Source organism: Leifsonia xyli (assembly GCA_001647635.1).
Lineage (GTDB): Bacteria > Actinomycetota > Actinomycetes > Actinomycetales > Microbacteriaceae > Leifsonia > Leifsonia xyli_A.
On sequence record CP014761.1, the window covers coordinates 1,153,579 to 1,175,496 of the forward strand.

The following is a 21,918-nucleotide window of genomic DNA, read 5'->3' on the forward strand; positions in this document are numbered from 1 at the left end:
GCACCTGCTGAGAGCTTTACGCGACCGAAACGGATGCGAGCCGGGCGAAGTCCGCGAGCGCCAGCTGCTCGCCGCGCAGGCTCGGTTCGAGGCCCGCCGCTTCGAGGGCCGTCGCGGCCGACGTCGGGTCCCCGAACACGGGTGCGAGCGCCTGACGCAGCGTCTTGCGGCGCTGCTGGAAGGCCGCGTCGACGAGCGCGAACGTGCGCCGGCGCAGCGTCTCGTCACCGGGCTGCTGATCGTGGCGCTCGAAGCCGACGAGCACCGAGTCGACGTTCGGCACCGGCCAGAAGATCTGACGGCTCACCGAGCCGGCAGTGCGCCAGGTGCCGTACCAGGCCGCCTTCACGCTCGGAGCGCCGTAGACCTTCGACCCGGGCTGCGCCGCGATGCGGTGGCCGACCTCGGCCTGCACCATGACGACGCCCGACCGGAGGCTCGGGAAGCGCTCCAGGAAGTGCAGCAGGACGGGAACGGACACGTTGTACGGGAGGTTGGCGACCAGGCGCACGGGATCCGCGGGGAGCTCGGTGATGGCGAGAGCGTCCTTGTGGACGACGGTCAGGCGCGCGGCGGCGGCGGGCGCGAGCTGGGCGACGGTGATCGGAAGCTGCGCGGCCAGGCGGCCGTCGATCTCGACGGCGATGACGTCGGCGCCGGCTTCGAGCAGGCCGAGCGTCAGCGAGCCGAGGCCCGGGCCGATCTCGACCACGCGGTCGCCGGGCTGCACCTCGGCGACACGGACGATGCGGCGGACCGTGTTGGCGTCGATGACGAAGTTCTGGCCGAGCTTCTTGGTCGGGGTGACGTCGAGCAGCTCGGCGAGGTCGCGGATCTCGGCGGGGCCCAGCAGGCGCAGTTCGCTCACGCGATGATCCCGATCGGCGCGGTGGGCGGCGGCCCGACCGGCTCGCTGTCCCAGCGGCCGTAGACGAGCTCGGTGTTGGAGGTGATCTGTGCGGCGAGAGTGGAGGCGTCGGTGCCGATGATCTCGGCCATGGCGCGGAGGGTGTGCGGGATCAGGTACGGCGCGTTCGGGCGGCCGCGGAACGGCGTCGGCGTGAGGAAGGGGGCGTCCGTCTCGACCATGATCAGGTGACGCGGCGCGGAGGCGAGCGCCTCGCGCAGGTTCGGGGCGTTCTTGAAGGTGACGTTGCCGGCGAAGGACATGTACCAGCCGTTGTCGGCGCAGATGCGGGCGAGTTCGACGTCGCCGGAGAAGCAGTGGAACACGGTCCGCTCGGGCGCCCCGACGCGCTTGAGCGTGGCGACGACGTCGGCGTGCGCGTCGCGGTCGTGGATCTGCAGCGCGATGTCGTTCTGCTTGGCGATCTCGATGTGCGCCTCGAATGACCGGAACTGCGCCTCGCGCCGCGGGCCCCCCTCGGTGCGGAAGAAGTCGAGCCCGGTCTCCCCGACGGCGCGCACCCGCGGCCGCCCGGCGAGTTCGGCGATCACCGCCAGGGCGTCGTCCAGCTCGCCGCGCTCGGCGTAGTCGGGAGCGTCGTTGGGGTGGAGGGCGACGGCCGCGAGCATCCGGGGCTCGATGGCCGCGGTCTCGGCCGACCAGCGCGAGGTCTCCACGTCGTTGCCGACCTGGACGACCCCGCGCACGCCGACGCTGGAGGCGCGGTCGAGGTGCTCGCGGTAGTCGAGCGGCTCATCGCCGTCGCTCATCTCGAGGTGCGTGTGGTTGTCGTAGACCGGGACGGTGAGCGCCTCGGGCAGCGGCGGGTACGCCAGGTCGCGGCCGTCGGTGACGTGGCGCTGGCGGACGAACGACGGGTCCGTCATACCGTGGCGACCGCCTCCGCGTCGATCCGCGGGAACAGCGCGGCGAGCCCGTTGACCTCGGTGCCGGCGGGCAGCTGCCCCCACTCGCCTGCCGTGCGCAGCGACTGCGCGGTGAGCGCACCCAGCTCACCCTCGACGCCCAGCGACTCCCAGAGCTTGGCGGTCGCGCCCGGGATGACCGGCGACAGCAGCACGGCGAGCGCACGGAGGCCCTCGGCGGCGGTGTACAGCACCGTGCCGAGACGCTCGCGCTGCGCGTCGTCCTTCGCGAGCGTCCACGGCTCCTGCTCGGTGATGTAGCCGTTGAGCTCGTCGACGATCCGCCAGACGGCGGTCAGCGCGTCGTGGATCGCCAGCCGCGAGATCGCCGCGTCGGCGTCGGCCGCCGCGGTGCGCACGACCTCCTGCACGTGGAGGTCGACCTCGTGGTACTCGCCCGCCGGCGGCACGATGCCCTCGAAGTAGCGCGTGACCATGGCGATCACCCGCGAGGCGAGGTTGCCGAAGCCGTTCGCGAGCTCGGCCTGGTACCGCGCCGCAAGGTCCTCCCAGCTGAACGAGCCGTCCTGCCCGAAGTTGATGGCGCGCATGAAGTAGTACCGGAAGGCGTCCGACCCGAAGGTGTCGGTGATCTGCGTCGGCGCGATGCCGGTCAGCTTGGACTTGGACATCTTCTCGCCGCCGACGAGCAGCCAGCCGTGGCCGAAGACGCGCTTCGGGACGTCGAGCCCCGCGGCCATCAGCATCGCCGGCCAGATGACGGCGTGGAAGCGCAGGATGTCTTTGCCGACCAGGTGGTTCGCGGGCCAGCGGCGGCCGAACTCCTCGTCGTCCTGCCCGTAACCGACGGCGGTGATGTAGTTGAGCAGCGCGTCGAACCACACGTAGACCACGTGCGACTCGTCCCACGGCACCTTGATGCCCCAGTCGAAGCTCGAGCGCGAGATCGACAGGTCGCTCAGGCCCTGGCGCACGAAGCTGACCACCTCGTTGCGCGCCGACTCCGGCTGCACGAAGTCGGGCCGCTCCTCGTAGAGCGACAGCAGACGGTCGGCGAACTGGCTCATGCGGAAGAAGTAGTTCTTCTCCTGCAGCAGCTCGAGCGGCTTGGAGTGGATCGCGCAGACCTTCTGGCCCTCGTACTCCCCCGTGCCGTCGACGATCTCGCTCTGCGGCTTGAACTCCTCGCAGCCCACGCAGTACAGCGCCTCGTACTCACCGGCGTAGATGTAGCCGTCGTCGTAGAGCTTCTGCAGGAACTTCTGGACGTTGACCTCGTGCCGCTCGTCGGTGGTGCGGATGAAGTCGTCGTTCGAAATGTCGATGGTCTTCAGCAGCGGCAGCCACTCCTCGCCCACGAGCTTGTCGGCCCATTCCTTGGGCGTCGTGCCGTTGGCGGTGGCGGTGCGCAGGATCTTCTGGCCGTGCTCGTCAGTGCCGGTCAGCAGCCAGGTGTCGTCGCCGGCCTGGCGGTGCCAGCGGGCCAGGACATCTGCCGCGACCTCCGTGTACGCATGCCCGATGTGCGGGACATCATTCACGTAGAAGATCGGCGTGGTGATGTAGAAGGAAGAGCCATCGGACATGGTGACTATCCTACGGGCGCGGGCGCGCGGGAAATCGTGTGTTACTCCGCCTGTGGAGAACGCTTCGCCAGCGCCGCCTGATAGAGGTCGCGCTTGCCGAGTCCGGTCGCCTCCGCGACCTCGGCCGCCGCGTCCTTCAGCCGCGTTCCTTCGGCCACCAGCGCCAGCACCTGCCCCACCGCCGCGTCGGGATCGGCCGCCCGCGCTGGCGCGCCGGCCACCACGATCACGATCTCGCCGCGGACGCCCTCGGCCGCCCATTCCGCGAGCTCGGCAGCCGTGCCGCGGCGGACCTCCTCGTACAGCTTCGTCAGCTCTCGGCAGACCACCGCCCGCCGGTCGTCGCCGAACACCGCGGCGATGTCGGCGAGGGACGCGGCGAGCCGGTTGGGCGACTCGAAGAACACCATCGTGCGCGGCTCGGCGGCGAGCGCACGCAGCGTCGACGTCCGCTCGCCCTGCTTCCTGGGCAGGAAGCCCTCGAAGGTGAACCGGTCGGTCGGCAGCCCCGATACGGCGAGCGCCGTGAGCACCGCCGACGGGCCGGGCAGCGCCGTCACGCCGACGCCTGCCGCGGCCGCCGCCTCGACCAGGTGGAAGCCGGGGTCGCTAACCGTCGGCATCCCGGCGTCGGACAGCAGGACCACATCCTGATCGCGTGCCAGCTCGACCAGCTCGGCGGCGCGGTCGCGCTCGTTGTGGTCGTGAAGGGCGATGAGGCGCGGCCTGTTCTCGACACCGAGGCCGGCCAGCAGCCGCTGCGCCACGCGGGTGTCCTCCGCCGCCACGACGGTCGCGCTGTCGAGCACCTCGATGAGGCGACGGGAGGCGTCGCCCAGGTTGCCGATGGGCGTGGCGGCGAGGATGATCATCCCCCCAGTCTGACAGCCGGAGGAGAGCCGGCCGAAAGGCGCCATCGAGCCGCCGCCTCTAGCATGGCGTGGTGACCTCCGCACCCCCGACCGACGTCGCCGCCGCGCACCGCGCCGCCGAACCCGTCGGCAGCCGCCTCGACGACTGGTGGGCGCGCGTCCTGCGCACCCCGGCCCGGATGCGGCTCTGGTACTGGGGAGCGCCCATCGGCGTGACCCTGCTCGCCGCGATCCTGCGGATGTGGAACCTCGGGCAGCCGCATGCGCTGGTCTTCGACGAGACGTTCTATGTGAAGGACAGCTGGTCGCTCTGGAACCTCGGCTACGAGGGCAGCTGGCCCGACAAGGCCGACGCGCGGTTCGCCGCCGGCGAGACCCAGATCTTCTCGTCCGATCCGTCGTTCGTCGCGCATCCACCGCTCGGCAAATGGCTGATCGGGCTCGGGATGGCCGCAACAGGCGCGGGCAACTCGTTCGGCTGGCGGATCTCCACCGCGGTGGTCGGGACCCTTGCGGTCCTTCTCGTCTTCCTGATCGCGCGGGCTTTGTTCCGCTCGACGATGATCGCGACGATCGCGGGCTTCCTCTTCGCGATCGACGGTCACGCCATCGTGATGAGCCGCGTCGCGCTACTGGACGGCTTCGTGATGTTCTTCGCCCTGCTGGCGTACGGCTGCATCCTGCTCGACCGGCGGTGGGCGGCGGACCGGCTGGCCGCGCGGGTGGCCGCCGAGCGCTCGGTGGGCCGCGATCCGGCGTGGGGGCCGGTGCTCTGGTGGCGCCCATGGCTGATCGCCGCGGGCCTCCTCTGCGGGCTGTGCGCGGGCGTGAAGTGGACCGGGTTCTACTTCCTGGCGTTCTTCGCGGTGTACACGGTGGTGGTGGATGCGGTGGCGCGCCGCCGCGAGAAACTCCCGTTCTACATCAGTGGCTCGCTGCTCAAGCAGGCGCCGGCGACCTTCGTGCTGATGGTCCCGATCGCCTTCGTCACCTATGTCGCGTGCTGGGCCGGCTGGATCTTCACCAGCGGCGGTTACTACCGGAACTGGGCTGAATCCGTCCACATGCAGTGGACCGGCGGCCTCTCGTGGGTTCCGCTGTGGGTGCAGAACCTCTGGCACTACCAGACGGAGATGTACAACTACAGCATCAACCTGCACACGCCGCATCCGTACCAGTCCAACCCGCTGACGTGGACCCTGATGCTGCGGCCGACCAGCATGTACTACGTCGGCTCGACGCAGGGGCAGAACGGCTGCGCCTCCGCCTCGTGCTCGGCGGCGATCACCTCGCTCGGCAACCCGCTGATCTGGTGGGCGGCGACGGCGGCCATCCTGTTCCTGGTGTACTGGCTGATCCGGACGCGAGACTGGCGCATCGGTCTCATCCTCACGGGTCTTGCGGCGGGCTACCTGCCGTGGTGGCTCTACATGGGACGCACGATCTTCACGTTCTACTCGATCGCGTTCGAGCCCTATCTGATCCTCGCGCTGACGGCGGTGATCGCGCTCGTCCTCGGGTCGCGGACGGACCCGGAGCGGCGGCGGACGCGCGGCATCGTCTGGACCGGCGTCTTCCTCGCCGCCTGCACGGTGGTGACGGCGTTCTTCTACCCGATCTGGACCGGGCAGCAGGTGCCGTTCTGGTTCTGGCAGATCCACATGTGGCTGCCCAGCTGGGTCTGACCTCGCCTCTGGGCTGTGTCGGGAGCGGGTGGTAGACCGAGTGGTATGACGGATGCCGAACAGCCTCTCGACCTTGTCCCCCTCCCCGGGAGCGAGCGCCCCGAGCGCTCGGGCTTCCGCGCCCACGGCGGTCTCGCTCCGGGCTCCCGGATCGAGGCGACGCTCGTGCTGCGCCGGCGCGCCGAGCTGCCAGCGAGCGCCTTCACGCAGCCCATCGGCCGCGAGGAGTTCGCCGAGCGGTACGGAGCATCACCCGACGACGTGGAGCTGGTCCGCAGCACACTGGAGGGCCTCGGCCTGACGGTGGAGGACGTGGATGCGGCAGCGCGGCGCGTCCGCGTGTCCGGCCCGGTGGAGACGGTCGCCCGCGTCTTCGGGACCGACCTCGCCGAGTCGACCCCGGAGGACGCCGGCGACGACGCGCCGACCTACCGGCAGCGGTCCGGCGGCCTCAGCATCCCGGCGGCGCTCGCGGGCGTCGTCACGGCCGTGCTCGGCCTTGACGACCGGCCGCAGGCGCGCGCGCAGTTCCGGTACGTGCCGGCGGCGGCCGTGAACACCAGCTACACGCCGCCCCAGCTCGGGACGGTGTACGCGTTCCCCGAGGGCACCGACGGCTCCGGACAGACCATCGCGATCATCGAGCTGGGCGGCGGCTACGTGCAGTCCGATCTCGACACCTACTTCGCGGGACTCGGCATCCCGACGCCGTCGGTCACGGCGGTCGGGGTGGACGGCGGCAAGAACGCGCCGGACGGCAATCCCAATGGCGCCGACGGCGAGGTCATGCTCGACATCGAGGTGGCGGGAGCCCTGGCGCCGGGCGCCTCGATCGTCGTCTACTTCGCGCCGAACACCGACGCGGGCTTCCTGGATGCGGTCACCACCGCCGCGCACGCCGATCCGACCCCCGCCGCGATCAGCATCAGCTGGGGCCAGTCCGAGGACCAGTGGACCGCCCAGGCCCGCACCGCCTTCGACGAGGCGCTGCAGGATGCGGCGGCGCTCGGCGTGACGACCACCGCGGCCGCCGGCGACGACGGCAGCAGCGACCGTGTCGGCGACGGGCGTCCGCACGTGGACTTCCCCGCGTCCTCCCCCCATGCGCTCGCCTGCGGCGGCACGCGGCTCGAGGCCGACACCACGACCGGTGCCGTCCGCTCCGAGACCGTGTGGAACAACGGCAGCGGCGGCGGCGCGACCGGAGGCGGCGTCAGCGCCGTCTTCCCGTTGCCCTCTTGGCAGAAGGGCGTAGGCGTCCCGTCAGGCGCGGAAGGCACGGATGCCGGCGGCACCGCGAACGGTCCGGGCGGACGCGGGGTGCCCGACGTCTCGGCGGTGGCCGATCCGCAGACCGGGTACCGCGTCCGCGTCGACGGTCAGGACACGGTGATCGGCGGCACGAGCGCCGTCGCCCCGCTGTGGGCGGCGCTCGTCGCACGGTTGGCGCAGTCGACGGGAAAGCCGCTCGGACTCGCGCAGCCGGCGCTGTACGACTCCATCGGGGCGGGGCAGGTGGCGGACGGCTTCCGCGACATCACCGCCGGCAACAACGGCTCGTACACCGCGACCGCCGGCTGGGACGCGTGCACCGGGCTCGGGGTGCCGGACGGCACGAAGCTGCTGTCTGCGCTGTGAGGCGCTGCGGGCCTCCTGCCCGCGGCGCCCCACAGCGGCGCGATCACCAGATGTAGTAGTCGTAGAACCCGCCGAAAGCGTGACCCACGGTCAGCAGCAGCACGAGCTTGATGATCGACGAGACCACCCTGATGGCGCCAAGGGCGACCGCCCAGAGGGCCAGCGCGCGGCCGCGCTCTCCCGTCTGCTTGATCTGCGAAAGGCCGATGGCGCCGAAGAGGAGCGCCAGCGGGCTGAAGATGAAGGCGAAGACGAAGCCGACGACGGCCATCGTGTTGAACTTGGTTGCGGTCTGAGTGCTTGACATGAGACTTCCGTGTAATCAATGAGACATGCGCGAATGCGCACACCCTTCAAGACGCACGGATCGGTCGTTCGTTACGCGGCGCGCCCGACAGAATGGGAGAAGTGAGCGCCTTCTCCCCCTCCGTCCGTCGACCGGTCCCGTGGCTTCCGGGGCTGCTGGTGTGCGCTCTCGCGGCCGCCGCGGCGTGGGCGATCCACTGGCTGGCGCCCGCCGTCCCGCTGCTGACGGCCGCCGTCGTCCTCGGGATCATCGTGGGCCAGCTGCCCGCTGCGCGCCCCGCGGTGACCGGCTTGCTCGCGCCCGGACTGTCGCTGAGCGCGAAGCGTCTGATGCGGATCGGCGTGGTGCTGCTCGGGCTGAAGCTGAGCCTCGGCGACATCGCGGGCCTGGGGTGGGCGGCCATACTGTCCACCATCGCCGTGGTGCTGCTCAGCTTCGCGGGCACCTTCTGGATCGGGAGGCTGCTGCGGCTCCCCGGCCACCAGCCGCTGCTGATCGCGACGGGCTTCTCGATCTGCGGCGCCTCCGCCATCGGCGCGATGAGCGGGGTCGTCAAGCCGAAGGATGAAGAGGCGGCCACGCCTGTCGCGCTCGTGACGCTCTGCGGGACGCTCGCCATCTTCGTGCTGCCCCTGCTGTGGCATCCGCTCGGGCTCGACGCCGTCCAGTTCGGTCACTGGGTGGGCGCGGGCGTGCACGACGTCGGCCAGGTGGTCGCGACCGCACAGCTCGCGGGCGCGGCGGCGCTGTCGGTCGCCGTCGTCGTCAAACTCACCCGGGTGCTGATGCTGGCCCCGATGGTCGCGATCGCCTCGGTCGTGGAGCGGCGGCGTCACGTCGAGGGCGACCCGGCCGCGAAGCGTCCGCCCATCGTGCCGCTGTTCGTCGCCGGGTTCCTGCTCGCCGTGCTCGTGCGCACGTTCGTCCCGCTGCCCGCGGCGGTGACCGGCGGCGCGGACACGCTCCAGACCGTGCTGCTCGCGATGGCGCTGTTCGGCCTCGGCACCGCGGTGCGCCTCCGGTCGCTGGTCGGCACGGGATGGCGCGCGCTCGTGACGGGTCTCGTCTCGTGGGCCCTCATCGCCGCTCTGGCACTCGGTGCCGTCTGGCTGACCGCGCGCTGAGCGCGCTACTCGACCAGCTTCAGCCCGATCACGCACCCGACGAGGCCGACGATCAGGAGCGCCTTCACCAGCGAGAACCCGTCGCCGCCGAACACCATCGCGTAGAGGACGGTGAGCCCCGCGCCGATACCCACCCAGACGGCGTACGCGGTGCCCGTCTGGATCTCGCGCATGGCGAAGGCGAGCCCGCCCATGGACGCGACGAGCGCGCCGGCGAAGAGGACGGTCGGCCACAGCCGGGTGAACCCGTCCGACTTGCCGAGGGCGGTCGCCCATACGGCTTCGAGGACACCCGAGAGGACGAGGACGATCCAGGACATGATCCGGCTCCTTGGCCAGTCTTGTCGCTCACCGGGTACTGATCCGTCGTCCGGGGCCCGGAACCGGGCCTGACCAGAAGGATACCGGAGTCCGTGGCGGCGTGTGACGCGAGCCGGGACCGACGTCGCCGGCCTCGGGTAGCGTTGCCGCATGGCTGATCGCGAATACGGCTTCCGCACGCGGGCGATCCACGCGGGCAACATCCCCGACCCGGTGACCGGCGCCCGTGCGCTGCCGATCTACCAGACGAGCGCGTTCGTGTTCGACGACACCGCAGATGCCGCTGCGCGGTTCGCCCTGCAGAAGTACGGCAACATCTACTCGCGGCTCGCCAATCCGACCGTCGCGTCGTTCGAGGAGCGCATCGCCAGCCTCGAGGGCGGTCTCGGCGCGGTCGCGACCGCCTCCGGCCTCGCCGCGCAGTACATCACCTTCGCGTCGCTCGCCGGCGCCGGCGACCACATCGTCGCGTCCGCCAACCTCTACGGCGGCTCGATCACCCAGCTGGATGTGACGCTGCGGCGCTTCGGCGTCGACACGACGTTCGTGCAGAGCTCCGACCCGGCCGACTACGCCGCGGCGATCACCGAGCGCACCAAGATCCTGTTCGCCGAGACCATCGCGAATCCGTCGGGCGAGATCGCCGACATCGAAGGGCTGGCCGAGGTCGCGCACGCGGCGGGCATCCCGCTCGCCATCGACTCCACCATCGCGACCCCGTACCTCAACCGGCCGATCGAGTGGGGCGCCGACATCGTCATCCACTCTGCGACGAAGTTCCTCGGGGGCCATGGCACGACCCTCGGCGGCGTCGTGGTCGAGAGCGGCCGCTTCGACTGGCACTCCGACAAGTTCCCGCTGTTCGGGCAGCCGGTGCCGTCGTACGGCGGGCTGCAGTGGTCGGGCAACTTCGGCGAGTACGCCTTCCTCACCCGCCTGCGGGCCGAGCAGCTGCGCGACATCGGGCCGGTGCTCGCGCCCCATTCCGCGTTCCTGCTGGCGCAGGGCGTCGAGACGCTCCCCTACCGCATCCAGGCGCACGTCGACAACGCCCGCAGGGTCGCCGAGTGGCTGGATGCGGACCCCCGCATCGAGACGGTCTCCTGGGCCGGCCTGCCTGAGCACCCGCACCACGAGCGCGCGCAGAAGTACCTGCCCCTCGGGCCGGGCAGCGTGTTCAGCTTCGAGGTGAAGGGCGGCCGCGCGGTCGGGCAGAAGCTGATCGAGTCGGTGAACCTGGCCAGCCACCTGGCGAACATCGGCGACGCGAAGACGCTGGTGATCCATCCCGCGTCCACCACCCATGCTCAGCTCACGGAGCAGCAGCTCGTCGACGCGGGCGTGCGACCGGGCGGCGTGCGGATCAGCGTCGGCATCGAGGATGTCGACGACATCATCTACGATCTCGACCAGGCGCTCACCATCGCGGTCGAGGAGGCAGCATGACAGACACGGCGACCACCGAGGTCCAGCTCGCGAACGGCCTGAGCTGCGAGCTCCCGGCCGACTCTCCGCTCGCCAAGCTGCTGAAGTCGCAACGCACGTGGGTCGGCCCGGACGCGAAGGAGCGGCTGCGCCTCCTGCGCGGGGCGAAGTCGGTCGCGATCGTCGGCGCGTCGCCGAACCCGGCGCGCTCGTCGTACTTCGTCGGCACCTACCTGCAGCAGTCGAGCGACTACCGCGTGTACTTCGTCAACCCGAACGCGGACACGATCCTGGGGCAGCCCGCCTACCCCGACCTCGCGTCCCTGCCCGAGGTGCCGGACATCGTGGATGTGTTCCGCAAGGCGAGCGACATCCCCGCGGTGATCGACGAGGTCGTCGCGATCGGCGCTCCGACGGTGTGGGTGCAGCTCGGGATCTGGAACCAGGAGGCCGCCGAGTACGGCGAGTCGAAGGGCCTGAACGTCGTCATGGACCGGTGCATCAAGATCGAGCACGCGCGGTTCCACGGCGGCCTTCACCTGCTCGGGTTCGACACCGGGCAGATCACGGCGCGCAAGACCATCCGCTAGCCCCGTCAGGCGCGCGCCACGATGTGGAAGACGTGCCAGTGCTTCGGGCCCTCGAACGACATCCCGCGGCGGTCGTCCTCGACCAGCTGGAGCACGTCCATCCCGGCGAGCATCCCCTCCACCTGGGCGCGGTCGTGGAAGCTCATGTGCTCCCGCCCCGCCCACTCGTCGTGCGGACCGAAGAGCTCGCCCGCGAACAGAGCGCCGGGCCGGAGTGCCTCGCGCACGTCCGCCCACAGGTACGGGAAGTGGCTCTCATCGCAGAACGGGAGCGCGAACCCCGCGTAGACGAGATCCGCCTGCGGCAGCTCGCCCAGCTGCTCGAACGGCGCACGGCGCACCGTGACCCGCGCGGACGCCTCGGGCGACATCCCGGCCCGCACCCGCTGCTCCACGCCCGGGTCGGAGTCGACGGCCAGCACGCGCCAGCCGCGCTCAGCCAGGTGCCGGGTCTCGACCCCGTCGCCGCAGCCGAGGTCGATCGCGTCGCCCGGCTCGCCGTCCCACGCGGCGAGCGCGCTCTGGAACGTGGGGCGCACGCCGCGTCCGCCCTGCTCCTCGTAGAACTGCGACCAGTCGAACGCCATGGGGCCGAGCCTACACACGCTCCGGATGCCCGCACTGGCTAAGATCGGGCGGGTGCAGACCGCGCCTCCGCCTCCCCGTGTCGCCGTGCTCGGCCCGGTGCTCGTGGAGGATCGGACCGGCGCTCTGACCGAGCCCGCGGGGGCGCTGGGGAAGAGCCTGATCGTCGCCCTCGTGCTGGCGCGCGGCGCGGCGAGCGTCCCGTCGCTCATCGAGGATCTGTGGGACGACGCGCCGCCCCGGCAGGAGCGCGCGGCGCTGCAGACGCTGGTTTCGCGGGTGCGGACGACGAGCGCCGACGGCCTGCTCGAGTCGACGCCCAGCGGTTACGCGCTCGCCGTTCCCCCGGAGCAGACCGACCTGGGCCGCGCACGCCAGGCGCTCGCGCGGGCGACGGCGGCACTCGAGGCGGGCGACGCCGCATCCGCCGAGGCCCAGGCGACGACCGCACTGGCCCTGTGGCGCGGTGAGCCCGGCGCAGAACTGGGCGGCTCGCCCCTGGGCGACGAGCTCGGCCGCACCGCGGCATCCCTCCGCGACGACCTGCTCCTCACCCGGTCCCGCGCGCGGCGCGCGACCGGGGACCATGCCGGCGCACTCGCCGACCTGCTTCCGCTGATCGAGCAGCGCCCGCTGGACGAGACGCTGCGGCTGGAGCAGCTGCGCGCCCTCGCCGCAGCCGGCCGCCGCAGCGAGGCCCTGCTCGCCTTCGCCGACCTCAAGGAGGCCCTGCTCGACCGGCTGGGGACACGTCCCGGCCCCGAGCTGGTCGCCCTCAACGCCGAGCTCCTCGCCGCCGACGAGGAGGAGCGGCCGGTCGCGCCCCGCCGCGTCCGGATCGGCCTCCGCACCGCACCGAACGCCCTGGTCGGCCGCGAGTACGACCTGGAGGCCGTCGAGGACCTGGTGGCCACCTCCCGCCTGACGACCATCCTCGGCGCGGGCGGCCTGGGCAAGACGCGCCTGGCGCAGGAGGTCGGCAACCGCGCCCTGCACACCCCGGCGGTGATCGTGGTCGAGCTGGCGAGCGTCCGGTCGGGCGAGGATGTCGAGCTCGCGTTCGCGTCCACGCTGGGCATCCGGGAGGCCCGGGCGACGCGGCCCACCGATCCGGGCGCCGCGCTCGACCTGCGCTCGCGCATCCTCGGCCTGCTCAGCGAGCGCGAGACGCTGCTGATCGTCGACAACTGCGAGCACATCGTGGACGCGGCGGCCGCCTACGTGCAGGACATCCTCGACTCCACGACGACCGTGCGGGTGCTGGCGACGAGCCGCGCACCGCTCGCGATCGGCGCCGAGCGCGTCTACCCGCTCGACTCGTTGAAGAGCACCGACGGGCACGGCCACCGCGACGGCGACTACGGCCCGGCGGTCGCGCTGTTCGTCGAGCGCGCCCGCGCCGCGCGTCCCGGCGCGATCCTGCCGCTCGACGTCGTCGCCCGACTCTGCGACCGCCTGGACGGCCTCCCCCTCGCCATCGAGCTGGCCGCTGCCCGCACACGGTCGCTGTCGGTGGACGAGATCGAGCGCCGGCTCGGCAACCGCTTCGCGCTGCTGACCGGCGGCGAGCGCACCGCCCCGGAACGCCACCGCACCCTCCTAGCAGTCATCGAGTGGAGCTGGAACCTCCTCACCGGCTCCGAGCAGGCGCTGCTGCGGCGGCTGTCCCGGTTCCCCGACGGCTTCAGCACCGAGGCCGCCGAAGCGGTCGCGGGCACCGCGGCGCCGACCGTGCTCGACGACCTGGACGCGCTGGTCGCGCAGTCGCTCGTGACGGTGATCGAGGATCGTGCCACGGGCATCCTCCGCTACCGGATGCTCGAGACGGTGCGCGAGTTCGGAGACCGCGAATTGGAGGAGGCCGGCGAGGAGGACACGGTCGTCGCCGGAATGGACGCGTGGGCCGTCGCCTTCTGCACCGACGCCCTGGGCACGATGTCGGGCCGGGATCAGGTGCGCACCATCCAGCGCGTCACCGCTGAACAGGACAATCTGGTCGCGGTGCTGCGGTCCGCCCTGGGCGACGAGCGTCGCGAGACCGTCGCCATCGTCTTTGCGACGCTGTCGTACTACTGGTCGCTGCGGAGCGCGCACTCGGAGGTGCTCGGGTTCGGCACCCCCGTGCTCGCGCTGCTGAAGGACTGGGAGGCGCCGGAGGCCGTCCGCGACGCGTTCGGCGCGAGCTTGACCCTGATCGGGGCCACGTTCCTCTTCGTCGACCTGCGGACGTCGGCCCGCGCCATCTCGCGGCTGCGACGGCTGCGGCGCGAGCGACCGTTCGACGACAGGCGGTTGGATGCGATGGCGGCTCTCCTCCTCGCGGCGGCCAAGCTGGAGACCGGCATGGCGCTGCTCACCGAGTACGCGGACTCCGACGACCCCGCCAGCGCGGCGATCGGCAACCTCCTGCTGTCGCAGGTGCGCGAGAACGCGGGCGAGCTGGACGCCGCCCTCGTGACGGCGCAGCGGGCGTGGGAGGCGGCGCAGGTCGTCGGCGATGCGTGGTCGCTGGCCTCGGCGGCGCAGTCGATCGCGCAGTCGCACAGCGAGCTCGCGCACCCCGCGGAGGCGCTGGAGTGGGGGCAGCGCGCGTACGACCAGATGGAGCTGCTGCGGGCCGACGGTGACCTCCGGCAGCTGGACTGGCTGATCGCGATCAACGCGATCGCCGTCGGCGACACCGAGCGCGGGCGGCGGCTGCTGGAGCGCTACCTCGCGGCCGAGGTGGACCGCACCGGCTTCGACTACTCCGACTACTACGCGATCGGCTTCGCCGGGATGGCGGAGATCGCGCGCGCCGAGGGCGACGCCGCCGAGGCGGTCCGGCTGTACGGGCAGGCGCTGGGCGCCGTCTCGGAGACGCAGGACAACCCGGCGAGCGCACTCAGCCCCTGGCTGATCATGCTGGGAGCCGCGGGCCTGATCACCCGGCTGCGCGTGCAGGCGGAGGAGCCCGGCGTGACGGAACCGGCGGAGACGGATGCGGCCGCGGTCGCGCTGCGCACGCGCATCCTGGTCACGGCGCGGCTCAAGCCGCCGTCGCTCGACCAGCCCGTGATGGGCTCCGGGTTCGTCGGGCTGGCGGCGTGGATGCTCGACCCGGCCATCGCCGGGCGACGCACCGCCGCCGACCGGGAACGCTGGATCGACACCGGATTCGCGCTGTTCGCCCTCGCCGAGCGCGCGAACTCGCGACAGGATGTGGCCAGCCTCCACCGCGACGAGCTCGCGGCCCGCTTCGTGGCGGACCACGGCGAGGAGCGGCTGGCCGCGGCGCGCCTCGAGGTCGGTGACGCCTCCCCAGCCGAAGCCGTGCGTCGCGGACTTGAGTTGCTCTCGGATCTGCGTATTTAGCAACTTCTGTTGACAAAGGGGGATAAGCAACTATTGTTGCTTACGTGAACCCCACCACGCCGTTCCCCGACCCCGTCGGCGGCGTCGCCGACGGCCTCGCCGCCGTCGTCGCCCTCCGCGAGCTGGCCGACCGCCTCGAAGACGCCGAGGTCGAACGCGCCCTCCGCGAGGGCTGGACCTGGACGCAGATCGCCGACGCGCTCGGCGTGACCCGGCAGGCCGTCCACAAGAAGCACCTCCGCCGTGTGGCCGCCGCCGGCGTCGAACTGAGGAGACGCAATGTCTGACATTCCCGCTGGAAGCAGCCAGAACCTCCCGGGCCAGCCGCTGTCGCGCGCGCTGCGGCCCGTCATCGTCCGGTCGGTCGTCGAGGCGCAGCAGCGAGGCGCCGCGGCCGTCGAGGCCGAGCACCTGCTGCTCGCCCTGTCCCGCGACGGCAGCACCGCCGTCCGCGCGGCGCTCGCCGACGCCGGGCTGAGCCCCGACGAGGTGGAGGCGGCCCTGACAGCCGAGCGCACCGCGAGCCTCGCGGTAGCCGGCGTCACCGCACCGGCGGCGGACCGTCTCGCCGCCGCGCCTCGGGTGTCCCGACCGCGCTGGGGAGCCTCCGCTCGGGAGGCGCTCGTGCGCGCCCACCGCGTCTCCTCCGCCCACCACCGTCAGAGGATGGCGGAGCTCGACCTTCTCGCCGCCCTTCTCCGACTCGAACTCGGCACCGTCCCGCGTGCACTCACCCTGGCCGGGATCGACCGCCCGGGACTGCTCGACGCCGCTCGCCGCGCCGCCTGAGCGCTCCTCTCACACGCCCTTACAGCCACCCCTCCGCCGTGTAAGCGGCACGTAAGGGCGATGTAAGCGCGCCCGCACATCATCGGAGCATCACCATTCCCACCAGGAAAGGAACACCATGACTCGAAGCTCGGAGTGGGCCGTCGAAGCCCACGGGCTCGTCAAGACCTTCGGCGACAACCGCGCGGTCGACGGCGTCGACCTCACCGTGCGCGCCGGCGCCGTCTACGGCGTCCTCGGCCCGAACGGGGCCGGCAAGACCACCACCATCTCCATGCTCGCCACCCTGCTGAAGCCGGACGCGGGCGAGGCCTTCATCTTCGGCCACGACATCCGCCGCGAGCAGCAGGTCGTCCGCCAGCTCATCGGCGTGACCGCCCAGTTCGCGTCCGTCGACGAGACGCTGTCGGCCAACGAGAACCTGATGATCTTCTCCCGCCTGCTCGGCCTGTCCGGCCGCGAGGCGCGCGCCAAGACGGCCGAACTGCTCGAGGAGTTCGGGCTCACGGACGCGGCCAAGCGCCCGCTGAAGAAGTTCTCCGGCGGCATGCGCCGCCGCCTCGACCTGGCCGCCAGCCTCATCGCCCAGCCGCCGCTCATCTTCCTCGACGAGCCGACCACCGGGCTCGACCCACGGACCCGCGCGCAGATGTGGGACACCATCCGGCGTCTGGTCTCCACCGGCTCCACGGTGCTGCTCACCACGCAGTACCTGGACGAGGCCGACCAGCTGGCCGACCGGATCGCGGTCATCGACCGCGGCCGCGTCGTCGCCGAGGGCACCGCCGACGAGCTGAAGGCGTCGGTCGGCGAGTCGTCGCTGCAGTTGCGCCTGGCCGACCCGGCCGACATCGAGGACGCGCGCCGCGCGATCCAGACCGTGCTCGGTGTGGATGCGGTCGTCTCGCCCGAAGGCTCTCGCATCACCGCGCCCATGCGGGATGCGGACGCGGTCACCGACCTCTTCGTGACCTTCCGCGAGGCCGGCATCCACCTGCAGGAGATGTCCGTGCAGAAGCCCACGCTCGACGAGGTGTTCCTCACCCTCACCGGCCACGGCGTCACGGATGAGAACAGCGACGAGAAGTCGGACGAGGAGTCCGCGGAAGAAGAGGTCCACGCATGACCGCCATCACCACCATCACGCCGCCCTCGGAGCGGAACCTGAAGAACCTCGTCAGCGTGCGCCAGACGCTCGCGAACACCCTGACGATGGCCCGCCGCGGCCTCCTGAAGGTGCGGCGCACGCCCGAGCAGCTGTTCGACGTGACGCTGCAGCCGGTCATCTTCACCGTCATGTTCGCGTGGCTGTTCGGCGGCGCGATCGCGGGGAGCGTGGATGCGTACCTCCCCCAGCTCATCCCCGGCATCCTGGTCCAGACCGTGATCACGGCGTCCGTCGTGACCGGCGTCCAGCTCCGCGAGGACATGGACAAGGGCGTGTTCGACCGCTTCAAGTCGCTGCCGATCGCCCGCATCGCACCGCTGTCCGGCGCGCTGCTCGCCGACACCCTGCGTTACGCGATCGCGACGACGATCACCTTCCTCGTCGGCTTCGCCATGGGCTATCGCCCCGGCGCCGGCTTCGGCTTCGCTGCGCTCGGCGGACTGCTCGTGGTGGTCTGCGCCTGGGCGATCAGCTGGATCTTCGCCTTCTTCGGCGTGATCGCCCGGACGGCCGGATCGGTGCAGGGCATCTCGTTCCTCATCCTGTTCCCGCTGACGTTCTTCTCGAACGCGTTCGTCTCGCCGAGCACGCTCCCGGCGTGGCTGGAGTGGTTCGTGAACATCAACCCGGTGTCGCACCTCGTGACCGCGGTGCGCGACCTCGCCAACAACGGCACCTTCGGCGCCGACGGCTGGATCGCCCTCCTGGGCGCGGCCGTGATCGTGGCGGTCTTCGCGCCGCTCACGGTGCGGGCCTACATGCGGAAGGCCTGACCGGGCCCGGTCACCAGGCGGCGGCCGCCGCGTCCTGCGGAGGGACGCGGCGGCCGCTTCCGCGTGTGCTCGGCGTCCCGTTTCCGCGCACGATCGGTGCGCGGATGCGCGCGCTCACGCGGGAAAGCCGCGCCCGGAGCGACATACACTGGAGGATGTGACAGCGTACGTCTCGGCCTTCGACCTGTTCTCGATCGGCATCGGCCCCTCGAGCTCGCACACCGTCGGACCGCTCCGGGCCGCTGCCGCCTTCGCCGCCCGCCTCGACGCCGAGGGCATGCTCGACCGCGTCGACCAGGTGACGTGCACGCTCTACGGCTCGCTCGGCTCCACCGGCATCGGGCACGGAACGCCGGATGCCGTGATCGCCGGCCTGCGCGGCCTGCAGCCGGAGACCTGCCGCCCGGAGGACGTCCGGGGCGCGTGGTCCGACCTGCAGCCCGGCGCCACGCTCCTCCTCGCGGGGAGCCGTTCCATCCCCCTGTCGAAGGACGACATCGACTTCGAGCCGCGCACCCGGCTCCCCGGACACCCCAACGCCCTCACCCTGCGCGCGTGGGGACGCGACGAGGCCGGGCAGCGCTCACCGCTCCCCTGCTGGAGGAGACGTACTACTCGATCGGCGGCGGCTTCATCCGCCGGGACGGCGAGGAGGCGCAGCTCGCCGCACGGCAGCGACACCCGCTCCCCTACGCCAGCGCAGAGGAACTGCTGGCGATCTGCGAGCGCGACGGCATCCCGATCTGCGAGGTCGCGCGCCGCAACGAGGTAGCCCTGCACGGCGAGGATGCGGTGCGCGATCGCCTCGACCTCATCTGGGAGGCGATGGCCGAGTGCGTCTCGCGCGGGCTGGCCGGAGACGGCACTCTTCCCGGCGGCCTCGGTGTCCGTCGACGCGCCGCCGCGATGCGCGAGCACCTCGAGTCGGTGCAGGACGACCCGGGACGCGCGACCGCCCTGGAATGGCTGCACGCCTTCGCGCTCGCGGTCAACGAGGAGAACGCGTCCGGCGGGCGCGTCGTCACCGCCCCGACGAACGGCGCCGCGGGGATCGTGCCCGCCGTCGCCCATTACTACCTGCGGTTCGTGCCCGGCGCGTCCAGTGAGGGGATCCGCCAGTACCTGCTGACCGCGACCGCGATCGGCTCGCTTTTCAAGGCCAACGCGTCCATCTCGGGCGCGGAGGGCGGCTGCCAGGCGGAGGTCGGATCGGCGTGCGCCATGGCCGCCGGGGCCCTGTGCGCCGTGCTCGGCGGTACACCGAGGCAGGTCGAGAACGCCGCCGAGATCGCGATGGAGCACCACCTCGGACTCACCTGCGACCCGGTCGGCGGACTCGTGCAGATCCCGTGTATCGAGCGCAATGCGATCGCCTCCTCCACCGCCGTCTCGGCCGCCCGGCTGGCCTTGCACGGCGACGGCCGCCACCTCGTGTCGCTCGACACCGTCATCGAGACCATGCGGCAGACCGGGCTCGACATGTCCACCAAGTACAAGGAGACCAGCGAGGGCGGCCTCGCGGTCAACGTCATCGAGTGCTGACAGGCCGCATTGCACGCTCGGTTACGACGCGTTGCGGACGCCGTTTCCAGCGTCGGAGGTCGTGGCTAGCGTGATCGGGTGACCACCACCGACCGCACCAGCACACCGACCGCCCAGCGGGGCGCGCTCACCTGCCCGGCGGCAGCGCTCGCCGCGGGTCTCGACGGGCCGCTCGTCTCGACGCAGTGGCTCGCCGACCACCTCGGCTCCGACGGGCTCGTCGTGCTCGACGCCACGGTCGTGCCGTCACCCGGGCCGGACGGGCGGCCGGGGTACGTCAGCGGGCACGACCGCTTCATCACCGACGGGCACATCCCCGGCTCGGTGTTCGCGGACCTGTTGGAGGCGTTCAGCGATCCGACCGGCCGGTTCCCGTTCACGCGGCCGGAGGCGGCGGCGTTCGAGGCCGCGGTCGCGGCGCTCGGCATCGGGGCGGACACCACGGTGGTGGTCGCGGACGCCGCTGTCGGACAGTGGGCCGCCCGGCTGTGGTACCTGTTCCGGGCCTTTGGCCACGACCGGGTCGCCGTGCTCGACGGCGGGGTGACCGCCTGGCGCGCCGAGGGCCGTCCGACCGAGCAGGGGCAGGTGCCGCGTGCGGCGCCGGGCGATGCGTCGCCGCTCGTGGCGCGTCCCCGCCCCGGGTACTGGATCACGACAGAGGAGGTCGCCGCCATCGTCGCGGGCGATCGGCCCGGCGCGCTGGTGTGCGGGACGCCGCCGCGCGACTTCGCCGCACGCCACATCCCGGGCAGTCTGAGCGCGCCCGCGGTCCGGCTGGTCGACCGCGACACGAACACGCTGCTGCCGGAGCGTGAGCTGCGGACGCTGTTCGCGGACGTCCTCGACGCGCCGGGCCCGATCGTCGTCTACTGCGGCGCGGGCATCGCCGCGGCGGCGGACGCTCTGGCGCTGGCGACGCTCGGGCGGGTGGATGTGCTGCTGTACGACGGCTCGCTCTCCGAGTGGGCCGCCGACCCGGCCGCACCCCTCGCTTCGGCCGTCTGACCGATTCCTGCGACTCCTAGCTCGCTCCGAGAGTCGCACCCTAGGCTGCGATCATGACCGTGATGGACATCCCCTTCGAGACCATCGACGGCGAGCAGACGGCTCTCTCCGCGTACGCGGGCAAGGTCATCCTCGTCGTCAACGTCGCCTCCCGCTGCGGGCTCGCGCCGCAGTACGAGAAGCTCGAGAAACTCCAGGAGACCTACGGAGATCGGGGTTTCACCGTGATCGGCTTCCCGAGCAACCAGTTCCTCCAGGAGCTCAGCTCGACCGACGCCATCAAGGAGTACTGCTCGACGACGTGGGGCGTGACGTTCCCGATGGCCGAGAAGGTGAAGCTGAACGGCCGCAACGCCCACCCCCTCTACCAGGAGCTGACGAAGCACCCGGACGCGGAGGGCAAGGCCGGCCGCGTCAAGTGGAACTTCGAGAAGTTCGTCATCACGCCCGACGGCGCCGTGCACCGCTTCCGCCCGCAGACCGAGCCGGACGACCCGGCCATCGTCGGGCTGATCGAGGAGGCTCTGCCGGCGGCTGCATGACGGGCGAGGGTCAGGCGCGCCGGAACCAGCGGCCGCCGACGCGCTCCGTGAGCCGCCACGCCCCGGTGTCGGCCAGGGTTCGCACCTTCTCCACCGTGTGCTCGGCGACCCGGAGCGCGAGGCGGACATCGTCCTCGGTGAACCGCACCGTGATGCGGGCCTCGCCGGCCACGACGTCCACGCTGCTCGCCTCGACGACGGCGAGTTCGCGGGCCGCATCGGCGGCGGCGGGTTCGACCGACCGCGGGTCGACGCCCGGACGCAACCGGCCGACGGCGAGGATCACGCGGAAGGAGGGCACCCGCTGAGCCTACGCGCGTCGCAGACGCGGATCAGACGGGTCGGGCGTACGCTGACCCGACCAGAGAAGCACGATCGGGGATCGGAAGGAGTGCGCTGGTGCACGAGACGAATACGGACGAGATGGAGCTGACGCGGCCGGACGGCGATCTGGACGCCGCCGAGCTCGCCGAACTGGAGAACCTGCTCATCGAACGACGGCACGGGGATGTCGCCGAGTCGCAGCGGATGGCGGAATCGCTGGGGGTCCTGCTGTCGTCGCGGTCGGAGTCGACCGCGGACGACGAGCACGACCCGGAGGGCCCGACGCTGTCGTCGGAGTGGAGCCGGTTGCAAGCACTGCGCTCGGATGCCGCCCACGACATCGTGGCCGTCGACGCCGCGCTCGAACGGATCCAGCGCGGCACCTACGGCGTCTGCGCCCGCTGCGGACGGTCCATCGGCGTGGACCGGCTGCGCGCCCGGCCGACGGCCGAGTTGTGCATCCGCTGCGCGATCGCAGTGGAGTCGTAGCC

General features: G+C 71.6%; 21 protein-coding genes and 1 pseudogene. 14 read left to right on the top strand and 8 right to left on the bottom strand.

What is annotated here, in order from left to right; genetic code table 11:
- Positions 1-16: 16 nt before the first annotated feature.
- The 4 genes from A0130_05670 to A0130_05685 are packed head-to-tail and all read right to left on the bottom strand — an operon-like array spanning position 17 to position 4,252.
- Positions 17-868, bottom strand: coding sequence for a 16S rRNA (adenine(1518)-N(6)/adenine(1519)-N(6))-dimethyltransferase (locus tag A0130_05670; protein ID ANF31223.1), 852 nt, complete (start codon positions 866-868; stop codon positions 17-19).
- Positions 865-1,794, bottom strand: a complete 930-nt coding sequence (locus A0130_05675; GenBank protein ANF31224.1) for a deoxyribonuclease — start codon at positions 1,792-1,794, stop codon at positions 865-867. Before A0130_05675 ends, A0130_05670 begins: the two co-directional genes overlap by 4 nt.
- The gene (locus A0130_05680; protein ID ANF31225.1) at positions 1,791-3,380 is read right to left on the bottom strand and encodes a methionine--tRNA ligase; all 1,590 of its coding nucleotides are present in this window, start codon (positions 3,378-3,380) and stop codon (positions 1,791-1,793) included. The genes A0130_05675 and A0130_05680 overlap by 4 nt, the downstream gene beginning before the upstream one ends.
- Before the next feature lie 41 nt (positions 3,381-3,421).
- Complete coding sequence (locus tag A0130_05685; protein ID ANF31226.1) at positions 3,422-4,252, bottom strand: rRNA (cytidine-2'-O-)-methyltransferase; 831 nt, start codon at positions 4,250-4,252, stop codon at positions 3,422-3,424.
- 71 nt (positions 4,253-4,323) lie between these two features.
- Here A0130_05685 and A0130_05690 point away from each other — a divergent pair, with 71 nt between their 5' ends.
- Complete coding sequence (locus A0130_05690) at positions 4,324-5,937, top strand: hypothetical protein (protein ID ANF33314.1); 1,614 nt, start codon at positions 4,324-4,326, stop codon at positions 5,935-5,937.
- 45 nt (positions 5,938-5,982) lie between these two features.
- A complete protein-coding gene (locus A0130_05695; GenBank protein ANF31227.1) occupies positions 5,983-7,575 on the top strand; it encodes a peptidase S53 in 1,593 nt (530 codons plus the stop codon).
- Between the two features lie 43 nt (positions 7,576-7,618).
- Here A0130_05695 and A0130_05700 read toward each other — a convergent pair whose 3' ends face one another.
- The gene (locus tag A0130_05700; protein ANF31228.1) at positions 7,619-7,882 is read right to left on the bottom strand and encodes a hypothetical protein; all 264 of its coding nucleotides are present in this window, start codon (positions 7,880-7,882) and stop codon (positions 7,619-7,621) included.
- A gap of 92 nt (positions 7,883-7,974) precedes the next feature.
- On the opposite strand from A0130_05700, the gene A0130_05705 reads away from it, so the two are divergent.
- Entirely contained in the window at positions 7,975-9,006 is a 1,032-nt protein-coding gene (locus tag A0130_05705; protein ID ANF31229.1) for a hypothetical protein, read from the top strand.
- 5 nt (positions 9,007-9,011) lie between these two features.
- Here A0130_05705 and A0130_05710 read toward each other — a convergent pair whose 3' ends face one another.
- Complete coding sequence (locus tag A0130_05710) at positions 9,012-9,326, bottom strand: ligand-binding protein SH3 (GenBank protein ANF31230.1); 315 nt, start codon at positions 9,324-9,326, stop codon at positions 9,012-9,014.
- Positions 9,327-9,477: 151 nt separating this feature from the next.
- Between A0130_05710 and A0130_05715 the strand changes: the two genes are divergently transcribed.
- Both A0130_05715 and A0130_05720 read left to right on the top strand, forming a co-directional pair.
- On the top strand, positions 9,478-10,773 hold the full coding sequence (locus A0130_05715) for an O-acetylhomoserine aminocarboxypropyltransferase (GenBank protein ANF31231.1): 1,296 nt from the start codon (positions 9,478-9,480) through the stop codon (positions 10,771-10,773).
- On the top strand, positions 10,770-11,342 hold the full coding sequence (locus A0130_05720) for a hypothetical protein (GenBank protein ID ANF31232.1): 573 nt from the start codon (positions 10,770-10,772) through the stop codon (positions 11,340-11,342). The genes A0130_05715 and A0130_05720 overlap by 4 nt, the downstream gene beginning before the upstream one ends.
- Before the next feature lie 5 nt (positions 11,343-11,347).
- Here the strand turns inward: A0130_05720 and A0130_05725 are convergent, their stop codons facing one another.
- Complete coding sequence (locus A0130_05725; protein ANF31233.1) at positions 11,348-11,929, bottom strand: hypothetical protein; 582 nt, start codon at positions 11,927-11,929, stop codon at positions 11,348-11,350.
- 52 nt (positions 11,930-11,981) lie between these two features.
- On the opposite strand from A0130_05725, the gene A0130_05730 reads away from it, so the two are divergent.
- From A0130_05730 to A0130_05765, 8 genes and pseudogenes are all read left to right on the top strand, one after another.
- Positions 11,982-15,281, top strand: a complete 3,300-nt coding sequence (locus A0130_05730) for a hypothetical protein (protein ID ANF31234.1) — start codon at positions 11,982-11,984, stop codon at positions 15,279-15,281.
- Between the two features lie 44 nt (positions 15,282-15,325).
- On the top strand, positions 15,326-15,568 hold the full coding sequence (locus tag A0130_05735) for a hypothetical protein (protein ID ANF31235.1): 243 nt from the start codon (positions 15,326-15,328) through the stop codon (positions 15,566-15,568).
- Positions 15,561-16,070 carry a hypothetical protein gene (locus tag A0130_05740; protein ANF31236.1) on the top strand — a complete coding sequence of 170 codons (510 nt, stop codon included), beginning with the start codon at positions 15,561-15,563 and terminating at the stop codon, positions 16,068-16,070. The genes A0130_05735 and A0130_05740 overlap by 8 nt, the downstream gene beginning before the upstream one ends.
- 118 nt (positions 16,071-16,188) lie before the next feature.
- Positions 16,189-17,196 carry an ABC transporter gene (locus A0130_05745; GenBank protein ANF31237.1) on the top strand — a complete coding sequence of 336 codons (1,008 nt, stop codon included), beginning with the start codon at positions 16,189-16,191 and terminating at the stop codon, positions 17,194-17,196.
- The gene (locus A0130_05750; GenBank protein ID ANF31238.1) at positions 17,193-18,011 is read left to right on the top strand and encodes an ABC transporter; all 819 of its coding nucleotides are present in this window, start codon (positions 17,193-17,195) and stop codon (positions 18,009-18,011) included. Before A0130_05745 ends, A0130_05750 begins: the two co-directional genes overlap by 4 nt.
- A gap of 157 nt (positions 18,012-18,168) precedes the next feature.
- A pseudogene (locus tag A0130_05755) lies at positions 18,169-19,553 on the top strand (L-serine ammonia-lyase).
- A 78-nt stretch (positions 19,554-19,631) separates the two neighbouring features.
- Positions 19,632-20,561, top strand: coding sequence for a hypothetical protein (locus tag A0130_05760; GenBank protein ID ANF31239.1), 930 nt, complete (start codon positions 19,632-19,634; stop codon positions 20,559-20,561).
- 53 nt (positions 20,562-20,614) lie between these two features.
- On the top strand, positions 20,615-21,103 hold the full coding sequence (locus A0130_05765) for a glutathione peroxidase (protein ID ANF31240.1): 489 nt from the start codon (positions 20,615-20,617) through the stop codon (positions 21,101-21,103).
- 10 nt (positions 21,104-21,113) lie between these two features.
- Here the strand turns inward: A0130_05765 and A0130_05770 are convergent, their stop codons facing one another.
- Entirely contained in the window at positions 21,114-21,404 is a 291-nt protein-coding gene (locus A0130_05770; GenBank protein ID ANF31241.1) for a hypothetical protein, read from the bottom strand.
- A 122-nt stretch (positions 21,405-21,526) separates the two neighbouring features.
- Here A0130_05770 and A0130_05775 point away from each other — a divergent pair, with 122 nt between their 5' ends.
- Entirely contained in the window at positions 21,527-21,916 is a 390-nt protein-coding gene (locus A0130_05775; protein ANF33315.1) for a hypothetical protein, read from the top strand.
- Positions 21,917-21,918: the final 2 nt, after the last annotated feature.